Raw genomic sequence first — 24,759 nt, 5'->3', positions numbered from 1 at the left:
AAATTATTTTTTACTATTCTGGGAATGTACTTGTACCTCCAGATGTATACATACTTTCTGAGGTGGAAAAACCAACTGCAGAAATGAAAAATTGGGTTTCTCCAGGGCCATATTCTCCTGTATCAATGAATCCACTAATGTATGCGACATTATCATCTGGCATTAGAAAAGTAAAACTATCTTCAACTAAATCACCACTTCCCCAGTATACATAGGCATCACCAAGGTTAGTTCCTGAGCTAGAATTAGCTTCTAAACGGGAAAGACCATCATCATCTACATCATTATATTGTAATCTTATTGTTATTTCTGTTCCGGCTTCAGCAGTTAATTCCCCTGTGAGTTGATTGAACATAGCAGATGGTACAATTACCGTAACAATATACGATTGTGTTGTATTATCATCTGCCGTTACCGTATAAGTGATTGGATTTGTGAAATTTTGAGATACTCCTGCATTAGGTACAATAGTAGCACCATTATAAGTTATTGAGGGTGTTGATGCAGTTACTTCAGTTCCGTACGGTAGTCTCACAGTTATATTTGTTCCTGAGAAAGTTCCATTCGTTCCATTAATTGTAAATGATGTGATTGCTTTGGTACTACTAAGCGCAGGAGCAGTCACAGTTACTGAATACACTTGTGTTGTTCCATCTGCAGCGGTAACCGTATAATCAACAGGACTTGTAAAATTTTGCGCTACATCTGAAGCAGGACTGATCGAGTTTCCCTCATGTACTATGGTAGGACTTAATGTGGTAACATCTGTCCCTGCTGGAAGGGTAATGGTAAATGCTGATGAAGGATTATTTACTACCTCCCCATTAATAATAAATAAAGTAATGTCTTTATCACTACTAAGCGCAGGAGCAGTTACAGTCACTAAATACACTTGTGTAGACCCGTCCGCTGCTGTTACAGTATAACTCACAGGACTAGAAAAGTCTTGTGCTGCACCAGTAGCAGGATTGATAGAAACTCCAGTATGTGTAATGGAAGGTGAAAGCGCAGTAACATCGGTTCCTGCTGGTAAAATCAGACTAATATTCGTTCCTGTGATAGTTCCGTTTACCGTTCCAATTATAAATAAAGTAATGTTTTTATCACTACTAAGCGCAGGAGCGGTAACGGTCACTGAATACACTTGCGTAGTTCCATCTGCAGCGGTAACTGTATACTCAACAGGACTTGTAAAATTTTGCGCTACACCTGAAGCAGGACTGATAGAAGCTCCAGTATGTGTAATAGATGGTGAAAGTGTAGTAACATCAGTTCCTGCAGGTAAGGCTAGACTAATATTCGCTCCTGTGATGGTTCCACTTACTCCACCAATTGTAAATGCTGTGATTTCTTTGGTACTACTAAGAGCTGGAACAGTAACGGTCACTGAATACACTTGTGTAGTTCCATCTGCTGCGGTAACCGTATACTCAACAGGACTTGTAAAATTTTGTGCTACACCCGAAGCAGGATTGATAGAAGCTCCAGTATGTGTAATAGATGGTGAAAGCGCAGTAACATCGGTTCCTGCTGGTAAAGTCAGACTAATATTCGTTCCTGTGATAGTTCCGTTTACCGTTCCAATTATAAATAAAGTAATGTTTTTATCGCTACTAAGCGCAGGAGCGGTAGCGGTCACTGAATACACTTGCGTAGTTCCATCTGCAGCGGTAACTGTATATTCAACAAGACTTGTAAAATTTTGCGCTACACCTGAAGCAGGACTGATAGAAGCTCCAGTATGTGTAATGGAAGGTGAAAGCGCAGTAACATCGGTTCCTGCTGGTAAAGTCAGACTAATATTCGTTCCTGTGATGGTTCCATTTACTCCACCAATTGTAAATGCTGTGATTTCTTTGGTACTACTAAGCGCAGGAGCAGTAACGGTTACTGAATACACTTGTGTAGACCCATCTGCTGCTGTTACGGTATAACTCACAGGACTTGTAAAATCTTGTGCTGCGCCAGAAGCAGGATTGATAGAAGCTCCAGTATGTGTAATGGAAGGTGAAAGCGCAGTAACATCAGTTCCCGCAGGAAGGGTAATTGTAAATGCTGTTGCAGGATTGTTCACTATTTCTCCGTCAATACTAAATGATGTGATGTCTTTAGTACTACTAAGAGCTGGTGCTAAACTCACCGTAACGGTGTATACTTGCGTAGTTCCATCAGCTGCGGTTACTGTATATTTCACAGGACTTGTAAAATCTTGTGCTACGCCTGAACCAGGATTGATAGAAGCTCCAGTATGTGTAATGGAAGGTGAAAGTGCAGTAACATCGGTTCCTGCAGGAAGGGTAATTGTGAATGCTGTTGCAGGATTGTTCACCGTTTCTCCATCAATAGTATATGAAGTAATGTCCTTATCGCTGCTAAGTGCTGGAGCTAAATTCACCGTAACCGTATAGACTTGCGTAGTTCCATCAGCAGCGGTTACCGTATACTCAACAGGACTTGTAAAATCTTGGGCTAAACCTGAAGCTGGGCTTACAGTAGCGCCAGTATGAGTTACAGTAGACTCAAGTGCAGTTACGTCTGTTGTAGAAGGTAATGTTACGGAAATATTAGTTCCTACAATAGTTCCGTTTATACCATCAATAGTAAATGTGGTGATGTCTTTTGAATCACTCTGAGCAATAGTTACAGTAACGGTGTACTCTTTCGTAGACGCATCTTCAGCAGTAACCGTATAAATTACAGGATTTGTAAAATCTTGTGCTACTCCAGAAACAGGACTTACAGTAGCGCCAGTATGAGTTACAGTAGGCTCAAGTTCAGTTACGTCTGTTGTAGATGGTAAGGTAAGAATAATATCAGTTCCTGTAATAGTTCCATCAACACCATCAATAGTAAATGTGGTGATGTCTTTTGAATCACTCTGAGTCATAGTTACAGTAACGGTGTACTCTTGCATAGACGCATCTTCAGCAGTAATCGTATAAATTACAGGACTTGTAAAATCCTGTGCTACACCTGAAGCAGGGCTCACAGTAGCGCCAGTATGAGTTACAGTAGGTTCGAGTGCAGTTACGTCTGTTGCTGCTGGTAAGGTTACCGAAATGTTAGTCCCTGTTATAGTTCCATCTACACCATTGATTGCGAAATCAGTGATATCTTTTGAATCATCACCCTCAATACTGCAATTCACCGTATAAGCTTGTATCGTTTCATCTTGAGCAGTAACCGTATAGACTACAGGATTAGAAAAGTCTTGATTTGTTTCTGATTCCGGCGAAATACTCGCTCCCGCATGTATAATTACAGGCGCTAAGGCTGTTAAATCGGTTCCTTCAGGAAGTATAACATCGATAATCGTTCCTGTAATTGTACCTGCCTCTCCATTTATCATAAAGGAAGTAATCTCTTTTTCTGTAGAAAGTTCATCTACAACTTCAAAGGTAACGGTAGCTATTAATTCTTGCTCGTTGCTATCTCTTAATAAGAACTCAATCGTTGTAACCCCTAATTCATTAGAAATATATTCCAATTGATATGTTCCTGGTTCAATACTTACAAAATCATTCACCGTAATAGTATTGCTTTCAGGAGCTGCAGTATATAAATTACCAGAGCCTTCAGAGAACGAATAATTTCTTTGGTAGGTTGCTCCTGTTACAGCCGCTTCATTTCCTAAGATCACCGTAATACTTTGAGAGCTACCTAATAGCACTGGATCTGTTGGTCCTGTAGCTGTCCACGTAACTGGAATATTGGTAATGGTATAGGTAAGGGTTATTTCTTCTGTAAATCCAAAAGTATCTGATGCTGTAAAGGTTACCGAATGACCTCCTATAGTTGTTGGAATATAATCTAATGAAGCTGATAAAGGATTAAAAGAAGCCTTTTCACCTTCTTGAATTGTAGTTCCTGCAACATCTTGAAAATATCCTGCTCCAGAATTTATTTTATACGAAAAAGAATAACTAAGATCTTCTAATAGTTCCTCAGGAGTAACGGTTAGAAAAGTCGCTAGAGGTGTACTAATAAATCCATCAACCTCATGTTCTTCCGTGATTTCAAATTCTACTTCTGTATATAGCCCAACCTCTTTGGTACAGGCTATAATTAAAGCTAGTAAGGCAATTGAGGCTAGTATATATTTAGTTGTGGTTTTCATTGTGGTTAGTTGTGTGTTTAAAGAGGGCAATTTCCACTTGTACAATAAGTAAATGTACGCGTTACAGATTTTTGAATACCACTATTAATTTCCCTAACAATAAATTCAATTGTTAAAGTCGGCTCATAACTAGAATTATCCAGGTAACCTGTTACAGTACCATCAGTCATCGGAATTATTGAAGAATGATTATAGCTATTACTACCTATGGATAGAATAGTAAAATCTTCGTTGGCGCTCATTTCCATTACATAATTTCCATTGGTTAAATTAGCAGATGGAGTAATATAAAAATATACTTCTACATCCACCCCAAAAGGATATCCATCACTAGGAGAAGCACTTGGAACAACACTAAAAGTAAAATCAGGAGTTTCATATTCTCCAAGTATTAGTTCAAAAGCGTCAGAACCTGTAGCACCAAGGTCGTCAGTAACAGTTAATACAACATCATATGTCTCTGGACCGTCAAAAGTATGTGATGTAGCAGTTGGATTTGTATTATTTATTATATTTCCGGTAGAACCACTATCACCAAAATTCCATTCATAATTTTCAATGGTTCCGTCAGTATCACCAGAACTTGCTACATTAAAAGTTACCGTTCTAGGGTAATCTGTTCTTGGAATCAAAATTCTATCGTCTATTTCTACCGTAGGATTTTGATTTGGCACTACATTAATATCTATTGTAGCCGCAGTAGTGGCTCCATCTTCATCTTCAATGGTATAGTTAAATCTATCATTCCCATTAGTCGCATTATAAAGTATAGATTGCCCTCCAGGAGCAATTGTTGCGCTACCATTTATAGGTGTATCTACCGCTATAATAGTTAAAACGGTTCCATCAGCATCACTATCATTATTAAGAACATCTAATGTATTATTTGAGGAATTTTCAATTACTGTAAATATATCCGCCTGGGCTATTGGCGCTTCGTTAACAGGAGCTGCTAAATTCACCGTAACCGTATAGACTTGAGTACTTCCATCAGCAGCGGTAACCGTATACTCAACAGGACTTGTAAAATCTTGTGCTACACCTGAAGCAGGATTGATAGAAGCTCCAGTATGTGTAATGGATGGTGAAAGTGCAGTAACATCAGTTCCTGCAGGAAGTGTAATCGTGAATGCTGTTGCAGGATTGTTCACCATTTCTCCATCAATAGTAAATAATGTAATGTCTTTAGCACTACTAAGAGCTGGTGCTAAACTCACCGTAACGATGTACATTTTAGTAGTCCCATCTGCTGCGGTAACAGTATATTCTACAGGACTTGTAAAGTTTTGTGCTACAGCCGAAGCAGGATTTACAGAAGCACCAGTATGGGCTAAAGTAGGGCTTAATGCGGTAACATCCGTTCCTGAGGGAAGCGTAATCGTAAATGCTGATGCAGGATTATTCACGACTTCTCCATCAATTGTAAAAGAAGTAATGTTTTTCTCATCACTAAGAGCTGGGGCTAAACTGACTGTAACTGTATACACTTGTGTAGTGCCATCAGCAGCAGTAACCGTATACTCAACAGGACTTGTAAAATTTTGGATTACTCCTGAAGCGGGATTGATTGAGCTTCCTTCATGCATTATAGTAGGACTTAATGTGGTAACATCTGTTCCTGCAGGGAGGGTAATTGTAAATGCTATTACAGGATTGTTCACCAGTACTCCGTCAATAGTAAATGTGGTGATATCTTTATCACTACTAAGAGTTGGAGCTAAACTTACTGTAACGGTATACACTTGAGTAGTTCCATCAGCAGCGGTAACCGTATACTCAACAGGACTTGAAAAATCTTGGGCTACACCTGATGCAGGATTGATTGAGCTCCCTTCATGCACTATAGTGGGACTTAATGCGGTAACATCTGTTCCTGCTGGTAAGGTTACGGAAATATTGGTTCCTGTAATAATTCCATCAACTCCATCAATTGCAAAATCAGTGATATCTTTGGCTTCATTTCCTTCGACAGTTAACGTAACAGTATATTCTTGTATCGTTTGATCTTGAGCCGTAACCGTATAGATTACTGGATTCGTAAAATCTTGACTCGTTTCTGATTCTGGCGAAATACTTACTCCTGTGTGTATAATTATTGGTGCTAAGGCAGTTACATCTGTTCCTTCTGGAAGAACAACATCGATAGTAGTACCATTAATAGTACCTGCCACTCCGTTTACTATAAAGGAAGTAATTTCTTTTTCTGAAGAAAGCTCATTAACCACTTCAAAACTTATGGTTTGAACTATTTCTTGTCCGTTTGAATCTTTCAATAAAAACTCTAAAGTTGTTTGTACTAATTCTGTAGCTACATAGGTTAAGGCATACGTTCCAGGTGTAATACTAACAAATTCATTTAAAGCCTCACTTGCTCCGCTTGGAGATGAAGTTAGATTACCTGTTCCTTGAGTAAAAGAATAATTTCGTTCATATGTAACTCCTACGCCTGTAGTTTCACTTCCTAAAGTAACCGTAATATCTTGTGAGCTACCTAAAAGTACTTGGCCTGTGGGGCCTATAACGGTCCAAGTAACAGGAACATCACTGATAGCGTAAGATGCAGTAACCTGCTCCTGAAAGCCAAAAGTATCTTCAGCGGTAAAAGTAATTGAGTGATCGCCTATTTTTGTGGCAATATAATTTAATGAGGCTGATAATGGAATCAAACCTATTTTATCTCCTTCTGCAATAGTAGCCCCGGATTCATCTTGAAAATACCCTTCACCTGTATTAATTTTATAAGAATAGGAATAAGAATACCCTTCCACGAGTTCCTCTGGCGTAACCGTAATAGAAGTAGCTAGCGGTGTATTAATAAAGCCATCTGCCACATGAGTTTCTGAAATTTCAAATTCTACTTCTGTATATAAGCCAACCTCCTTTGTACAGGCTATGATTAAAGCTAGTATGGCTAAAAATCCGAAAGTATATTTGTAAAGTTTATTCATATTAAAGTTTAATCTTTTAGTCGGTAGCTACACATAAAACAGGATTTGGACCGCCAGTAGGTCTACATTCGCATACATTTGTAGCAGGATCAAAACAAACCGCTTCACCTGAGGGACAGCTTGTCGGGCAAGCAGTAACATTGATTCGTACAATATCTGAGCTTACTCCACCTAGATTATCAGTTACAGTTAGTCTAAACTCGTAGAGCCCTCCTGAGAAACCAGTAACTGCTGTGGTGAGTGAGTTTTGATTCACTATTGTTGCCGATCCCCCACTTATTTTTTCCCATAAAATAATTTCTATTGTTCCATCAGGGTCACTTGCTGTTCCTGAAAGAGAAAATTGAGTGGCTAGACCAACTACCTCTTGATCATCACCAGCGCTTACCACGGGGAGTTGATTAGCAGAATTTGAAACGCTTATTGTTATTGTAACGGTATCATCTAAATTTGGTGTTCCATTATCGGTAACGGTAAGCGCTACTGTATATGGTCCTGCTGTAGTATAACTATGCGTCGGATTTATTAAATTTGAGGTAGTTGTATCTCCAAAATCCCACAAATAAGTTAAATTGTCCCCGTCTGGATCTGATGATGAATCGGCATAAAAATTTTCTGTAACACCCGTAGTTGTAGTTGTTGGCCCTGTAGCAACTGCTGTTGGTGCACGGTTTACTACCGTAATTTCCACAGTGTCAATCTTTCCGTCAACAGCTGCTTTTATAAGAAAAGTTCCTGTTGTGATAGCTTCTACTTCTCCAGAACTATTTATTGTAGCTATTGCTTCATTGCTTGACGACCAAGTAATTGTTTGGTTAGAAGCATTAGAAGGATTAATAGTAGCTGTTAAAGTTTGACTATCACTTACGTTCATGGTATCCGAATGGGGGTCAATATTTACGGATATTACAGGAATTAATATTGGTAATATAGTAATCTCAATATTATCAATCTTTCCATCAACAGCAGCTTCTATGGAAACAGTGCCGGCAGCAATAGCTTCTAATTCTCCAGAATTACTAATTATAGCTCTAGTTTCATCACTAGAAGTCCAAGTAATTGTTTGGTTAGAAGCGTTGGAAGGATTAATAGTCGCTGTTAAAATTTGACTATCACTTACGGTCATGGTATCTGTATAAGTGTCAATACTTACAGATATTACAGGAATTACTATTGGTAATATAGTAATCTCAATAGTATCAATCTTTCCATCAACAGCAGCTTCTATGGAAACAGTGCCGGCAGCAATAGCATCTACTTCTCCAGAATTAGTTATTATAGCTCTAGTTTCATCACTAGAAGTCCACATAATTGTTTGGTTAGAAGCGTTGGAAGGATTAATAGTCGCTGTTAAAATTTGACTCTCATTTACTGTCATGGTATCTGTATAAGTGTCAATACTTACAGATATTACAGGAATTACTATTGCTGTTACAGTAATCTCAACAGTATCGAATACACCGTCAACAATTGCTTTTATAGACACAGTGCCTGCTGCAAGAGCCTCGACCACTCCAGCACTATTTATAATTGCTATCGTTTGGTCATCAGAAATCCAAGTAATTGTTTGGTTAGAAGCATTAGCAGGGGTAATAGTAGCTGTTAAAGTTTGACTCCCATTTACGGTCATGGTATCCGTGTATTGATCGATAATCACTGATGTTACTGCGGTGGTTGAATTGGTAATAGTTACGTTCCAAATTTGAATAGAACCATCTTGCGCCATAACCGAATACTCCACAGGGTTGGTAAAATCTTGACTTGTTTCTGATTCTGGGAAAATACTTGCTCCTGTGTGTATAATCACTGGTGCTAAAGCAGTTAAGTCAGTACCTTCAGGAAGTACAAGGTTAATGGAAGTTCCACTAGGAGTTCCAGCTACTCCATTTACAATAAAGGAAGTAATTTCTTTTTCTGTAGAAAGCTCATCTACAACTTCAAAACTTACGGTTTGAACTATTTCTTGTCCGTTTGAATCTTTCAATAAAAACTCTAGCGTGGTCTGCCCTAATTCGGTAGATACATACTCTAAAGCATATGTCCCTGGTGTAATACTAACAAATTCATTTAAAGCCTCACTTGCTCCGCTTGGAGATGAAGTTATTGTACCTGTTCCTTGAGTAAAAGAATAGTTTCTTTCATACGTAACTCCTGTACCTGTAGTTTCACTCCCTAAAATAAGTGTAATATCTTGTGAGGTGCCTAGTAAAACTTGGCTTGAAGGTCCTGTGGCCGTCCAAGAAACAGGAACATCGCTGATAGCGTAAGATGCAGTAACCTGCTCCTGAAAGCCAAAAGTATCTTCAGCGGTAAAAGTGATAGAGTGATCTCCAATTTTTGTAGCAATATAATTTAATGAGGCTGATAATGGATTTAAACCTATTTTATCTCCCTCGGCAATTGTATTTCCCGATTCATCTTGAAAATATCCTTCGCCTGTATTAATTTTATAGGAATAGGTATAAGAATACCCTTCCACTAGTTCTTCTGGCGTAACGGTAATGGAAGTAGCGAGCGGTGTACTTATAAAACCATCAGCTTTATGTTCTTCCGTGATTTCAAATTCTACTTCTGTATATAAGCCAACCTCCTTTGTACAGGCTATGATTAAAGCTAGTATGGCAATTGAGGCTAGTATATATTTAGTTATGGTTTTCATTGTGGTTATTAATATATTTTAACATTTTTAAAATTATTGTGGCATACCAGTATCTACATCCATGGAAAAAGATGTTATTGTACCATCACTACTTGAGATGTTAACGGTAGAATAAGAACCTGTTCCATCTAATTCAAATACATTATTATGACTCCCTGTAAGTGCTACACTACCACTTCCTGGCATAGTAATATTACCCACATCAGTTAGATCAAAATTTTCATTAGAGTTAGTATTATATACATTAGATACAACTGTTGCATTATTTACTGAAATATTTGCACTTCCTTTACCCTGATCACCTCGTGATCGTAACGTTATTGTTATTAATGTGCCGCCTGGAGCTGTTAATATTCCTGTTGATCTATTAAAAGAAGTTATAGGGTCTGGATCTGGATCTGGATCTGGATCTGAATCTGAAGATATAGTAAATTTGACAATGTCTGACGCAGTAGCACCGTCGTTGTCAGTTACAGTTAACTTAAAAAAGAAAGTTCCTGTTGTGATCATTAATATTTCAGTTGAAGCTTGAGTAGCGTCAAATAAATCCCAATCTGCAACAGTAGACGAGCTAACAAATTCCCATAAATAAGATTCAATTGTTCCATCAGAATCGCTTGCAGTACCAATTAAATTTAATTTGGAAAATTTATCCAAGAAAGTAGCACTTACTGTAGGTGGTATATTTGGAATAGCCGTAACAGTATATGTTTTAGTCGTAGTATCTGCAGCGGTAACAATATATTCTACAGGATTTGTAAAATCTTGAGCTATTCCAGTATCTGGATTTACCGTATTACCAGTATGAATTATAGCAGGCGTTAGACTACTTACATCTGTTCCTGCAGGAAGTGTTACGGTAATTGTTGTTCCTGAAATGACGCCAGCAACTCCATCAATACTAAATGATGTAATATCCTTCGTATCACTAAGCGAAGGCATAATAACCGTTACCGTATATTCTTGAGTATCTAAGTTAGCAGCTGTCACCGTATAGATAATCGGGTTTGTAAAATCTTGAACTACTCCTGTATTTGGATTTATGGTATTTCCATTATGAATTATAGCAGGCGTTAGACTACTTACATCAGTTCCTGCAGGAAGTGTTACGGTAATTGTTGTTCCTGAAATGACGCCAGCAACTCCATCAATACTAAATGATGTAATATCCTTCGTATCACTAAGCGAAGGCATAATAACCGTTACCGTATATTCTTGAGTATCTAAGTTAGCAGCTGTCACCGTATAGATAATCGGGTTTGTAAAATCTTGAACTACTCCTGTATTTGGATTTATGGTATTTCCATTATGAATTATAGCAGGCGTTAGACTACTTACATCTGTTCCTGCAGGAAGTGTTACGGTAATTGTTGTTCCTGAAATGACGCCAGCAACTCCATCAATACTAAATGATGTAATGTTATTATCACTACTAAGAGCTGGGGCTAAACTCACCGTAACAGTATACACTTTAGTAGTTCCATCTGCTGCGGTAACGGTATACTCCACAGGGCTTGTAAAGTCTTGCGCTACTCCAGAAGTAGGGTTTACAGAAGCACCAGTATGAGTTACCGTAGAACTTAATACAGTAACATCTGTTCCTGCTGGTAAGGTTACGGAAATATTGGTTCCTGTAATAATTCCATCAACACCATCAATTGCAAAATCAGTGATATCTTTGGCTTCATTTCCTTCGACAGTTAAAGTAACGGTATATTCTTGTATCGTTTGATCTTGAGCAGTAACGGTATAGATTACAGGATTCGTAAAATCTTGACTAGTTTCTGATTCCGGGGTTATACTTGCTCCTGTGTGTATAATTTCAGGAGTTAATGCTGTAACATCGGTTCCTTCTGGAAGAACGACATCAATGGTAGTTCCACTAATAGTACCTACTACTCCGTTTACTATAAAGGAAGTAATTTCTTTTTCTGAAGAAAGCTCATCAACAACTTCAAAACTTACGGTTTGGACTATTTCTTGTCCGTTTGAATCTTTCAATAAAAACTCTAAAGTTGTTTGTCCTAATTCTGTAGATACATACTCTAAAGCATATGTCCCTGGTGTAATACTAACAAATTCATTTAAAGCCTCACTTGCTCCACTTAGAGAAGAAGTTATATTCCCTGTTCCCAGTGTAAAGGAATAATTACGTTCATACGTAACTCCTGTACCTGTAGTTTCACTCCCTAAAGTAACCGTAATATCTTGTGAGCTACCTAAAAGTACTTGGCCTGTGGGGCTTATAACGGTCCAAGTAACAGGAACATCACTGATAGCGTAAGATGCAGTAACCTGCTCCTGAAAGCCAAAAGTATCTTCAGCGGTAAAAGTGATAGAGTGATTTCCAATTTTTGTGGCAATATAATTCAGTGAGGCTGATAATGGATTTAAACCTATTTTATCTCCTTCTGCAATAGTAGCCCCAGATTCATCTTGAAAATACCCTTCGCCTGTATTAATTTTATAGGAATAGGTATAAGAATACCCTTCCACTAGTTCTTCTGGCGTAACGGTAATGGAAGTAGCGAGCGGTGTATTTATAAAACCATCTGCTACATGAGTTTCTGAAATTTCAAATTCTACTTCTGTATATAGCCCAACCTCTTTGGTACAGGCTATGATGAGCGCTAATAAAGCAAAAAATCCGAAAGTGTATTTGTAGGTTTTTTTCATTATATAAATTTCAATTATGGGCATTCACTATCGTTAAATGAAACGGTCAAAGTCTGTGATTTTGGTCCTAATCCTAGATTATCAACAATTGTAAAGGTTATAGGTACATCATTGCATTCGCTCCACCCATAATCTAAGGAACCAATGTTAGTTCCGGATGATATACTAAATAAATCATACTCGGGATAAGTTGTTGAATTATATATAAATGAACTTCCTCCATTCATATCGAAAGTAATTTCAAATGAAATTCCAGAATTAATAGCATCTGTATTCGGTGTGATTTCTATAGTAAATGGCACCATCTCTCCATAGGAATATCCAGAAGCTCCTGGATCAGGACTGAAAATAGAGACACTATAATCCGGAGAGGAATCTTCAACTATGGCAGTGACAATGTAGTCTTGAGTACCTAAGTTAGCAGCCGTCACCGTATAAGTAACCGGATTTGTAAAATCTTGAGCTACTCCAGTGTTAGGGTTAACAGCACTACCATTATGATCTATAGTCGGTGATAAACTTGTTACATCTGTTCCTGCTGGAAATATAACAGTAATTGTTGTACCTGAGATAATGCCAGCAACTCTATCAATAGTAAATGATGTAATGTCATTCGTATCACTAAGAGCTGGAGCTAAAACTGTAACCGTATACACTTTTGTACTTCCATCTGCTGCGGTAACGGTATATTCTATAGGGCTTGTAAAATCTTGAGCTACTCCAGAAACAGGATTGATTGAGTTTCCTTCATGCATTATAGCAGGACTTAAGGTTGTAACATCTGTTCCTGCAGGAAGCGTAATCGTAAATGCTGTTGCAGGATTGTTCACCACTACTCCATCAATTGTAAAGGAAGTAATATCTTTATCACTGCTCAATGCTGGAGCTAAACTCACAGTAACAGTATATACTTTAGTGCTTCCGTCTGCTGCGGTAACGGTATATTCTATAGGGCTTATAAAATCTTGCGCTACTCCAGAAGCAGGATTGATTGAGTTTCCTTCATGCACTATAGCAGGACTTAAGGTTGTAACATCTGTTCCTGCAGGAAGGGTAATCGTAAATGCTGTTGCAGGATTGTTCACCATTACTCCATCAATTGTAAAGGAAGTAATGTCTTTATCATTACTAAGAACAGGGGCAATTACTGTTACAGTATATACTTGAGTACTTCCATCTGCTGCGGTAACAGTGTATTCTACCGGGCTTGTAAAATCTTGCACTACTCCAGAAACAGGATTGATTGAGTTTCCTTCATGCACTATAGTAGGACTTAAGGTTGTAACATCTGTTCCTGCAGGAAGGGTAATCGTAAATGCTGTTGCAGGATTGTTCACCACTACTCCATCAATTGTAAAGGAAGTAATATCTTTATCATTACTAAGAGCAGGGACAATTACTGTTACAGTATATACTTTAGTACTTCCATCTGCTGCGGTAACAGTGTATTCTACAGGGCTTGTAAAATCTTGCACTACTCCAGAAACAGGATTGATTGAGTTTCCTTCATGCATTATGGTAGGACTTAATACAGTAACATCTGTTCCTGCAGGAAGGGTAATCGTAAATGCTATTGCAGGATTGTTCACCACTTCTCCATCAATACTAAATGATGTAATGTTATTATCACTACTAAGAGCTGGGGCTAAACTCACCGTAACAGTATACACTTTAGTCGTTCCATCTGCTGCGGTAACGGTATACTCTACAGGGCTTGTAAAGTCTTGCGCTACTCCAGAAGTAGGGTTTACAGAAGCACCAGTATGAGTAACCGTAGAACTTAATGCAGTAACATCTGTTCCTGCTGGTAAGGTTACGGAAATATTGGTTCCTGTAATAATTCCATCAACACCATCAATTGCAAAATCAGTGATATCTTTGGCTTCATTTCCTTCGACAGTTAAAGCAACGGTATACTCTTGTATCGTTTGATTTTGAGCAGTAACCGTATAGATTACAGGATTAGAAAAATCTTGACTTGTTTCTGATTCCGGGGTTATACTTGCTCCTGTGTGTATAATTTCAGGAGTTAATGCTGTAACATCTGTTCCTTCTGGAAGAACAACATCAATGGTAGTTCCATTAATAGTACCTACTACTCCGTTTACTATAAAGGAAGTAATTTCTTTTTCTGAAGAAAGCTCATCAACAACTTCAAAACTTATGGTTTGAACTATTTCTTGTCCGTTTGAATCTTTCAATAAAAACTCTAGCGTGGTCTGCCCTAATTCGGTAGATACATACTCTAAAGCATATGTCCCTGGTGTAATACTAATAAATTCATTTAAAGCCTCACTTGCTCCGCTTGGAGATGAAGTTATTGTACCTGTTCCTTGAGTAAAAGAATAGTTCCGTTCATACGTAACTCCTGCGCCTGTAGTTTCACTCCCTAAAGTAACCGTAATATCTTGTGAGGTACCCAATAAAACTTGTCCTGTAGGACCTGTAGCAGTCCAAGAAACAGGAACATCACTAATAGCATAAGATGCAGTAACCTGCTCCTGAAAGCCAAAAGTATCTTCAGCGGTAAAAGTGATAGAGTGATCTCCAATTTTTGTAGCAATATAATTTAATGAGGCTGATAATGGATTTAAACCTAGTTTATCTCCTTCTGCAATAGTAGCCCCAGATTCATCTTGAAAATACCCTTCGCCTGTATTAATTTTATACGAATAGGAATAGCCATACCCTTCCACTAATTCTTCTGGAGTAACTGTTATGGAAGTGGCCAAAGGTGTATTTATAAAACCGTCAGCTATGTGAGTTTCACTTATTTCAAATTCTACTTCAGTATATAGTCCTACTTCTTTTGTACATGCAATGATGACTGCCAATGATACCAAAAATGTAAAAACATACTTGTAGTTTATCTTCATAAATAAAAATTACCTAAAAAAAGTAGTAGCGAAGCCCAATACCAGAAAAATTTGTAAACTCACCAAAATCACTATTCATATGATAGAATTGAGATGTTTTGGCAACAATTGACATATGATTACTAATAATAATGTCTATTTCTGCTCCTACGGTTCCTCCATAAATTAATTTACTTTGACCGTCTAAAAAAACAATATTAGAAAATGCTTCATCTCCCCCATTAACTAATTCGTAACCAGCTAATAAACCAGCACCAATACTTAAAACTTTATACCTTCTTGCTGTAGCATATAATGTTGTGAAATAAGAATAAGATACCGTATAGCTAGAATACGGAATGGTTACCTCTCCTGAAGTATAGTTTGATAGTGAAACATCTAATGCTATCTGTGTAAAGGAGTATTCATCTAAGTTAGAATTATAGGTCATTTCACCCCCATAGCCATCTCCAAACTTTCCAACGGCTCCCATAACGGAACTGGAAAAAGCTTGGGCATGAATAAAATTTGATAGTAATAATACAACTAACAATAAAAAATATTTCATTTAGATAATAAGTTTAAATATTTATAATCCAAGGGAAGAAGTACGAATCTAGAACTATCGACTTCATCCAGAACAATTTCTAAAATTTGATTTGTTTGCAAAGAGAATTTTTTGAAAACGTATACAATTTCATTGTCACTTTCTCGATCAATAACTTTTTGTAAATTAAATTTATGTACAGGTTCTAATATTGAAGGATTATTGTCCCTCTGACTTTCTTTTATGAAAAAACTAAGATCGTTAACATTGTAATCCTTTTTAGAGGTATTCTCTAAAGAAATCATAAAATATATTTCATCACGATCTACCAAAATATTATTCAAACGAACAATAATTTTTTTATTTTGACGAAAGCTTCGTTTTAAGATGCTTTTTTGCAGATAGTTGTTTTCACAGAAAATGCGATAATACTCTTCCCGGTCTGAATTATATAAATCGCTTTCGGAATCAGAATATAGTTCAGGGCTATCAGCCGGTTGATTTGAAAATCCTTCAGAAATATCAGGGTCAATATCCATTCCTTTTGGTGGTACATTAATAGATTCTTGAAGATTAGGATTAGTTAACGTAGGCGTAACTGTTTCTAAGGGTTCCTTTTCAGCAGGATCTGCTTGTGCAATAACTGGCTCTTCGGGTTTTGGAGGAACTGTAGTATCCCCAGAATTCATAGCACCAACAGCTTGATTAGCGTTGATGATATGTGTATATTTCTCTATTTTTTTAGAATAATTTAGGACTATTGAAAATATTTTACCATCAGTCGTGATAACAGTCATGTTACTTGCGGGTCCTTTTCTTGCTTGTAATGTGCCTAGTGTATTTCCTTGGTCGAACTCAAATTTATAATTGCTTGCAGGCGATGTAATTTGGTCTATGGCAGATGGAAAGAAAAGTGTCACTGTAGTAAATTCATTTGCCTCTACAGTTAATGGCTTAGCATTATCCTGAGCAGTAACACTGCCCAAAAGAACTAAATACACTATTAAAAAAAAATAATTTTTCTTCATAAGAGGTTTTTCGTAAAACAACAACTGCTTTTAACTAACGGCTTATTACGAGATTTAATATGCAAAAGTACAATTTTGATTAAAAATATTGGCTATTTTCTCAGAAATGAAAAAGCTAAAGATAAATAAATGAAAATAATAGCCGAAATATATTAGTCCAAATACAACTAATATCTTAAAAAAAATCTTGTATTAACTTTTCTGATTGAGATGGTTATACTTTTATGAAGAATTGTTCTCAATGAATATAAAATAACTTATTAATTTTAGTAGGTATTTTCTGCAAATAGTGCATTTATATCAAGATAGAGAATGTTTAATATTCTGCTCTCTTATTTTTAAATTTTTGAAAGTAATAACAAATTAAAATTAATGAATGAATTATTGAAAATGAAAGCATTAAGACTAGCCATACCAAACTATTTCCATAATGTAACTTGCTCCCGTTTTCAGTCTTATCTTAATTGATTTATTATTTTGATGGAAAAATGTATAGTTTGGATCTATAGGTTTAGTCTTACGGTTAAGATATAAAAAAAACTCTATTATTTTTAAAGTTTAGTTTCATAAACTTTTACTTGAACAGGAAAAACACCATAGTCAAAATTCCTCAATTTTAAAGCATTAAAATAATTTTGAAGATCATCCCGTATCTTCATCAGTTCAATGTTATTAGAATCTTTTTCGCATAGTAATGAGATCTTTTTATCATCATACTTAAAAAAAACGTTTTTTACAGTGTAACTCCTTTTCTCTATGTTTATGTTTTCGTTTTTGACTTTAAATTTTTGAACATAATCTGTAATCAAATTTAATTCAGAGTCATTTAGTGCCAAAAAATCTTGATAAAAACGATATAAAATTTTTCTATTAGAACAATTTCCATTTTTATAATACGCAAATAAGATGTAGTCATAATCGGAAAAATTAGAACAATACTTTAGAAAAGAAGGTGTACTAACTATTAGTTCCTTGCTTTTCTTTATATTATTATTAGTAACGACATTTTTAAAACTCTCTTTTTTATCAGCTCCATAGAGACAAAATAAATAAAGGTTTTGTTTTTCATAATACTTGACTCCAAACCCATAATTTAATATTTTTTTTTGCTTTTCAGATACTATAAAAGTTTTTGATAGCCAAGTGTTCATTTTTTTCAAGTTTTCAGGATCTCTCAAATCTTCTTCACCAAATTGATTAATATAGGTTTGAACATAACCAGACATACTTTCAGATAATTGATTCAAATCATCTTCATTTTTATTAAATCTATTGTAACCAATAAAAATAATAAGTAAGTAAACACTAATTCCTAAAATAAATAAGAATACAAACAATTTACTCTTATTTATTTTTCCAAGGTTTTTCTTCAATTTCATTTTTTATTTTTTCACCATGACTTAAAAACCATTTCTTTACACGTTTATATTCTACAATGTTTTCAAAATTTACAGATATTACAGGGATATCTGTAAAAACTTGATTATTTGTAATGGCAAAATATTGTCCTTTAATTTTTCCAGAATGTACTCTTGCTAATGTAGAATTAGCTTTTTCGTGTTCATCAAAATAATCTATAAGTTTTAAACCAGCTGTATTTATAGCAGATGTATTTAAAGTTGCATTGTAATTAAAGTCTTGACCATCTAATGAAATTGATCCTAATACCTTTACATTCTCATTTGGAAATAAAATATGCAGATCATTATTAACATTGTTTTCATCAAAATGTCCATTAGCTAATCTATTACTTCCTTTACGCTTAAGATTATATTTCCATAAATATCTACTAAAAACATCTTCAATAATCAAAGGTACTTTTGCATTATAATAACTATCGACATCAACAAATTTTCTTAATCCATCCCTTTTACTCCCAAATTTTCTACTGAGCCAACTATTATCATTTATGAAATGATTTTTAACATTTGAAAAATTAATTCCAACATACTTTCTTCCTTTTAGATCTGGGTCGGTAGCAGAAGTTACATTCTCATCCCAAAAATATTTGCCATCTTTGCCAAGAACCCAATCATTTGGTTGTTTTAATTTAAATTCCTGCTTTTTTAAACTTTTCTTCAATCTATTTGCAACCTTATTTCTCAGCGCTTTGGCTTCGTCATTATCAATAGAAGTCGCAGTTGTATTATCCTTTCTCAAGATTCTTTTTAACTTCAGACGTCTTTTTGCTTGTTCCAAATTTGACATATAAAAAATATTAAATTACGATTAAATTAAATAAAAAAAGATGTAATTTATTTACTCCCCCCAGCTATTTTCAAAAACCATATCACCAATAGTGATGGTAGTAGCAGATATCACAATCGTTTTTTGCATAGGAACATCATCTATAGCATCAAACTCTTCTTCTAAACTTACACAAAAAGCTCTAGTAAAGGTTACTTCCTGCAAACGAGATAATGCATCACGCTTATAAAATATGATAGCACCGTCTTTGGTTTGTTCTGGTTCCATCATCCAATGGAATAAATCAGATTTTCCCTGAGATTCTATAGTAATCATTATTTGACCACCTCTTGGTTTTCCTGAAGGTTTACCGGTGTGATCCATGGGTTGTTCAAAATTATAGTTACAATGTAAAACATTATATTCTTGGCCATCTACAATTAATTTTGCTAAAAAAGACATAGGTTATGTTATTAGTATAATTATCAAAGGTTAATGTACGTTCTAATATATTAGAATCAAAAAAAAGTCGATAAATTACATCGATTTATTTCTCAAAAGATAACACCTCTAAAACAAAATGCTTTAGAGGTGTTAGTATACGTACTATAAATTGTATTTTATTGTTGTTCGTAATCTGTATCCCATTCAGATCCTTCATCTCCTTTTTGACCATCCATTTTTATCAAAAAGTTTTTTGCAGGAAAATAAGGCTTAAGACGTACATCTAGTAAAATACGGTCTAATTGATTCGGATCTTGTTCAAATTTTTTGATTTCAAAATTTTCAATCAATTTATCAGGACCTGTAATACCATCTAAAAATTGTACAATTTGTTTGTGTATTTCATTTCTAGTTTTAGCATTGAAATTTTCAAAAGCCCTACGGTTAAGAAAATCCATCAATACTTTGGTAACATAATCAAATACACGTACGACAGAATAGGTTTGCAGGCCTAAGTTATCTCCGTTAAATAAAGTCTTAGCAGAAAATGCCATTACTTTACCGTATTCATTCACCATAGGAACAAGTCCAAGGTTTTCTAGATTTGCAATTTCACCTTTTCTAAGGTCAAAAGCTACACCATCTACTTCGCTCAATCCACCGTGCTTTTTACCAGCGGTTACTTGAGACATTAAGGTTCTGTATATTTTACCTGCTAATGCTCCTGAAGGGGCTACGTGAAGATCTTCTTCCTCACCTACTTCTGCATGCTTACCTCTACCCACTAACCAGTTACAGGTCATAATTGTATTAGATAGGTACATATCACCGCTTGCAAGATTTGCACTTTCAAACATTTCCATAACATCATCCGGCTCATCTAAATGTGCAAAATCTGTTACTAAAGTAACTTTATTATCATGAGCTAATTTGGCCCATTTATCTACAACAGATTTTGATCCTAAATAACCTGGCAATACCATTAAAGAGTAATTTTCTCTTAAATCTAATCGGTCGTATTTAGAAACCAATTCTTCTCTAATGTGATCAAAGAAACGGGTGTTGTCTAAATCTGTTAATTGATCTAACTCTGCATTAACAATAGAAACATTCTTTAATGAAGGTAGGTCGGTATTTTTATAGAAAAGCGCTACGGAACGGTATGAAGACTCTAATTCTTCAGACTCATGAAGTGCTTGCTTAATATTTTTATTTAATAACTCTAAAGATTGTTTAGATTTATCATCTGCAGATTGTACTTGATCTAAAATATCATCACCAGATCTTAGGGTTTCAGACCAAAGTTCAAGAATTTTTTGTAATGCTTGTCGCTCCCCTTTTTTTGCATTTTCTGTTAGGAACATTTTTCTTCTAGCCTTACGATCAGGATTTAAATTCTGTACGTCATCAATTGCTGATTCTAATAAATCAAATCCACCAAACTTGGCTAACCCGTCTGCTTTTTCTTTAATTTGATCTATAAAAGGTTTATCACTTAAATGTGACTCTTGGTTGTTTTGTGAAGTATTCGCCATAATTGATTTCGTAATTATTTAGTGTTTTTTATTTCATTAATCAATGCTTCAATAGTATCTATTAAAGCTCCTTTAGCTTCAGGATCTTGTAATGCAGATTTTAAAATTTTATTGGTTTTTAATTGCTTAATAATCTTTTTATATTGATCACTTTCAATCTCTAATTCTTTTAAGAAAACACTATTATTGGTAATTCCTTTTTTACCGAAATCTCCTAAATTGTTGAATTTTATAGTTTCATTTATGGTTCCACCATTTTTATCTTCAAAAGGAACTTTTAATTCTGGTCTAAAATGTTCAAAAATATCTTCTACAGTTCTTAAACCTTCTATTACTTCTGGCTTAATTGGTGTGTTCGGAGTTAATTTACCTGCAATTAAAGTTCTGTTTTGTGGAATTTCATTTAGAGCTTCACTTGCATCGCCTTTAACATCATTAGCACCTATTCCAAAATTACTAGCCATATTTTATATTTTTTAAGTTGGTTAAATTTAATCAAAAAAAGTTATTTACAATAGTTATATAGAAGATAAACGTAAAAAGGAGGCATTTAAGTATGCCTCCTTTTAGAAAATATGTAATTTTTATGAGTTTACACCCATTCGTTGATGTGCTCACCGCCACCAGCTGATAATTCTTTTGCAGAAATAGTAAATGTTTCTGTTAAAGGATTCTGACCAGAAGACTCGAAGTTCTCTCTGTACTTGATTAAGTAACCTTCCTTGAAGTTTACTTCTTTTAATGTAGCATCGTTGTCTCTTTTTACAAAAACAATAGTTCCATCTTTTCTTTCGAAGTTATTTGTCATCCATTCGAAAAAACCAGTTTCTCCGTTAGACTCAACTGTTAAGTTAATACGACCACCTCTTGTTACAGAAGAAGGTCTTCCCGTAGGATCAACTTCTTGATTTAAATCGTAAGAACAATGTAAAATGTTGAACTCTTTTCCTGCTACTTTTAATCTTGCTTTGAAAGCCATAATAATGTGTTTTGTGGCAAATACTGCCTAGTTTATATAACGTCACATAAGGACATCGTAAATATAAAAACTATTTCTCAGAGTAGAAAATAAACTCGATGAACTGCAGTATAAATGCTTAGAGAAAAAACTCTTACCTTATTATATATAAACCTTAAAAATTCTTTGAAAAGATTCCCTTTTTAATTTTCATTTGAATCGTAATGCTGTTAATTTTACCTGATTCATTATCCTTTTTCAATTTTAGAGACTTGATTTCAATTTTTTGATCTCTAATTTGCTTAAACAGGTCGCTTACCTCATGTCTTTTTCCATTTTCATTAAAAACAGGAATACTGTTGTACGTAAAATATTTACGGATAGCTCTATCATCAATCCTTCTTTCTGAATATCCCACTAACATCTGCTTAATTTCATCCGAAGAAACATTTATTTTTTCAACTGCAGGAGGAGCTTCTACAACAAGTTCAGGTGGGAGTGCTTCTTCAGGTAAATCATCTTCAATATCTCCTAAAACAATTTCTATAGGATCTACCCTTGTATGCGACTGTATGGCGGTACGCTGTCCTCTTTTATCTAAGACCGTTATTTTTCTTCTAGATCCATGTCTTCGATCCCCGTTTACAACTAATAATATTGTTTTTTCTCCCGGAGATTTAAAAGTATACTTTTCTTGTTTATTTGTTCCGTCAATATGCAGCGATTCTCCAAAACTCCATTGCCATGATTCCGCAAATGAGGCATCACTTGAAAAAACAACTTCCTCACCCACTTTGACATTTGTAGGTAAAATGATATTCGGAATTAGTTCAGGAGAAATTAATTCTTTTTTCTCGCTAATAGTAACTTCCTTAATCACATCACATTGACCATTTACTTTAAGTGCAATCTTATACGTTCCTGGAATTTTAAATTGGTGTGCAACATTAGATTGATATTTAGCACTAGTTTTGTCTCCAAAATCCCACTCCCATTCCACACCAGAACCGTCAATACTATTAAATTCAATTAAATCTTCTGTAGTAAATGAGTTCGATATAATCTCAAAATCTGGATTCCCACAGTCTACTTTACTGTTAATTTTGAATGATATTAGGATTAAACCTACAAAAAATAATACTAAAAAAGTTAGAAATACGTTTCGGTCAAAGTGGGTTTTTATATTTTTACTTTTCATTTGAAATAGGGTATAGAAATTATTAAACGCTTATATTTATCCTTTAAAAAAAACAAATCTTTACTATGAAACTAAAACTGATGTTTTTAATTCTTATTGTGCAATTTATAAGTTGTGGCGAAAGTGCTTATAAAGGTGTTGATCAAAAGTACTATAAAAATCGAATAGATGAGGCACAAAGGTTAAAAGAAAAAGAAGCACTTGTAGTAAAAACCCCTGAAAAAATAGCAACAACTTCTTACCTTACTTATGAAGAGAAAGAAGAATTTGCGAAAGCATTAAATATTTCTGTAGAAGAACTTGAAAATGAAAAGTTATACGGAAAAATAAAAGATTGGTTTGGAGTTCCTTATTTATGGGGAGGTACTACAAAAAGAGGTGTAGACTGTTCTGCTTTTGTACAGCATGTATATGATGTCGTTTATGAAAAAGAATTGCCTAGAACTTCTCAGCAGCAATTTGACGCTAATTTAGACGTTGCTTTTAGAAGTCAGAAAAATTTAAAAAATGGAGATCTTATTTTTTTTAGACTTCGTCATAAAGAGCGCGTAATATCTCATGTAGGTATTTATTTGCAAAATGGAATGTTTTTAGGTTCTAACTCGCCACGTGGAGTAGAAATTGCAAATTTAAAAGACGCGTATTGGCAAGATAAATATGTTTCTTCGGCTAGAGCTTTGTTAAAATAATTTGATGGAAAAAAATACACTAAAGGAAGTTCAAGACCATTTAAATGGTTTAGATTTTGATATAAAAGCGGAGACTTTTGCTGCAGGTATAAAAAAATTTTCAGACGTTACTTATCGTTATTCTGATTATTTTGAGAGAAGATATAGTCCGGATGTTTCGGGTATTAGAGAAGATGACGTTTACAAGGAGAATATAGTTGTTCATCTTAGCCGTCGTGGTTTTTATAATATCTTTCCGGAGCGATTTTTTCATAAAACTGTTGGTAGTACTGGGTTTGTAAACGAAATGGTGAATGCCTACAAAAACAGAAAAGTGGAACAAGAAAAGGCACAATCTTTTTTTAGTCCCCTTGAAGAAGAATTTTTTCTACACAGAGTAGAAGTAGAACGAGAAGAAGATCGTATTTTTGAATCGTTAGGAAATTCTGAATTAGTTTATTTCTTGTCAGACCTATGGGATATAAATGCTAATATTCCACATGAGATGGCAGGGAAAATTTTAAAATCAATTCCTTTCATGCATAAGATTGCTGGAAATTTAACGTTAATACAGCAAGTATTAGAAACAATAACGCAAGAGAATTTAACCATAACCAAAACATACACCACCATCCCGAACACACATGAACATAACGATACCTTACAATTAGGTGTAAACCTTGCTACGGCAACCACGGGTGCATCTTATTTGCCTAAATATACTTTTACAATTAATAATATTAAAAAACCTGAAAACATACATGACTATTTACCACAAGGAAAAATTATTCTAGTAATGCATTATTTTTTAGATCATACGATGCCTTTTGAGAGTGATTTTGAAATTGATTTTACTTTACCTCAGAAAAAACAAAACTTTACACTGAGTGATGCCATCTTTGCTGGACGTCTCGGAATATCTTCTACAATATAATTTTC

Annotated in this window: 16 protein-coding genes; 2 read left to right on the top strand and 14 right to left on the bottom strand. The window is 35.1% G+C overall.

The features are described 5' to 3' along the window. Positions 1–13: 13 nt before the first annotated feature. The 14 genes from GQR94_RS22510 to GQR94_RS19250 form a co-directional block, all read right to left on the bottom strand. The gene (locus GQR94_RS22510; protein WP_199271495.1) at positions 14–4,117 is read right to left on the bottom strand and encodes a DUF5018 domain-containing protein; all 4,104 of its coding nucleotides are present in this window, start codon (positions 4,115–4,117) and stop codon (positions 14–16) included. Positions 4,118–4,134: 17 nt separating this feature from the next. After that, positions 4,135–7,065, bottom strand: a complete 2,931-nt coding sequence (locus tag GQR94_RS19310; RefSeq protein WP_233268491.1) for a PKD domain-containing protein — start codon at positions 7,063–7,065, stop codon at positions 4,135–4,137. Positions 7,066–7,081: 16 nt separating this feature from the next. Continuing rightward, positions 7,082–9,724 (bottom strand): Ig-like domain-containing protein, encoded by a 2,643-nt coding sequence (locus tag GQR94_RS19305; protein WP_158978329.1) that lies wholly within the window; start codon positions 9,722–9,724, stop codon positions 7,082–7,084. A 33-nt stretch (positions 9,725–9,757) separates the two neighbouring features. Further along, positions 9,758–12,400: a DUF5018 domain-containing protein gene (locus GQR94_RS19300; RefSeq protein ID WP_233268490.1), complete on the bottom strand. Its 2,643-nt coding sequence runs from the start codon at positions 12,398–12,400 to the stop codon at positions 9,758–9,760. Between the two features lie 14 nt (positions 12,401–12,414). Then, complete coding sequence (locus GQR94_RS19295) at positions 12,415–15,276, bottom strand: hypothetical protein (protein ID WP_199271494.1); 2,862 nt, start codon at positions 15,274–15,276, stop codon at positions 12,415–12,417. Between the two features lie 13 nt (positions 15,277–15,289). Next, on the bottom strand, positions 15,290–15,823 hold the full coding sequence (locus GQR94_RS19290) for a conjugal transfer protein TraO (protein WP_158978327.1): 534 nt from the start codon (positions 15,821–15,823) through the stop codon (positions 15,290–15,292). Beyond that, on the bottom strand, positions 15,820–16,830 hold the full coding sequence (locus tag GQR94_RS19285; RefSeq protein WP_158978326.1) for a DUF4138 domain-containing protein: 1,011 nt from the start codon (positions 16,828–16,830) through the stop codon (positions 15,820–15,822). Before GQR94_RS19285 ends, GQR94_RS19290 begins: the two co-directional genes overlap by 4 nt. A 551-nt stretch (positions 16,831–17,381) precedes the next feature. Next, a complete protein-coding gene (locus tag GQR94_RS19280; protein ID WP_158978324.1) occupies positions 17,382–18,209 on the bottom strand; it encodes a hypothetical protein in 828 nt (275 codons plus the stop codon). Further along, positions 18,175–19,038, bottom strand: a complete 864-nt coding sequence (locus GQR94_RS19275) for a hypothetical protein (RefSeq protein ID WP_158978322.1) — start codon at positions 19,036–19,038, stop codon at positions 18,175–18,177. Before GQR94_RS19275 ends, GQR94_RS19280 begins: the two co-directional genes overlap by 35 nt. 51 nt (positions 19,039–19,089) lie before the next feature. After that, on the bottom strand, positions 19,090–19,479 hold the full coding sequence (gene tssD / locus GQR94_RS19270; protein WP_158978320.1) for a type VI secretion system tube protein TssD: 390 nt from the start codon (positions 19,477–19,479) through the stop codon (positions 19,090–19,092). A 158-nt stretch (positions 19,480–19,637) separates the two neighbouring features. Further along, entirely contained in the window at positions 19,638–20,996 is a 1,359-nt protein-coding gene (locus GQR94_RS19265) for a DUF5458 family protein (protein ID WP_158978318.1), read from the bottom strand. A 14-nt stretch (positions 20,997–21,010) separates the two neighbouring features. Then, positions 21,011–21,460 carry a hypothetical protein gene (locus tag GQR94_RS19260; protein WP_158978316.1) on the bottom strand — a complete coding sequence of 150 codons (450 nt, stop codon included), beginning with the start codon at positions 21,458–21,460 and terminating at the stop codon, positions 21,011–21,013. Between the two features lie 128 nt (positions 21,461–21,588). Further along, a complete protein-coding gene (gene tssD / locus GQR94_RS19255; protein WP_013552448.1) occupies positions 21,589–21,975 on the bottom strand; it encodes a type VI secretion system tube protein TssD in 387 nt (128 codons plus the stop codon). Positions 21,976–22,129: 154 nt separating this feature from the next. Further along, on the bottom strand, positions 22,130–23,152 hold the full coding sequence (locus GQR94_RS19250; RefSeq protein WP_158978314.1) for a PKD domain-containing protein: 1,023 nt from the start codon (positions 23,150–23,152) through the stop codon (positions 22,130–22,132). Between the two features lie 65 nt (positions 23,153–23,217). Here GQR94_RS19250 and GQR94_RS19245 point away from each other — a divergent pair, with 65 nt between their 5' ends. After that, positions 23,218–23,841 carry a C40 family peptidase gene (locus tag GQR94_RS19245; protein ID WP_158978312.1) on the top strand — a complete coding sequence of 208 codons (624 nt, stop codon included), beginning with the start codon at positions 23,218–23,220 and terminating at the stop codon, positions 23,839–23,841. A 4-nt stretch (positions 23,842–23,845) separates the two neighbouring features. Beyond that, positions 23,846–24,754: a hypothetical protein gene (locus tag GQR94_RS19240; protein WP_158978310.1), complete on the top strand. Its 909-nt coding sequence runs from the start codon at positions 23,846–23,848 to the stop codon at positions 24,752–24,754. Positions 24,755–24,759: the final 5 nt, after the last annotated feature.

It is taken from the genome of Cellulophaga sp. L1A9, assembly GCF_009797025.1.
GTDB lineage: Bacteria > Bacteroidota > Bacteroidia > Flavobacteriales > Flavobacteriaceae > Cellulophaga.
This window is presented reverse-complemented; position numbering and strand designations above follow the sequence as displayed.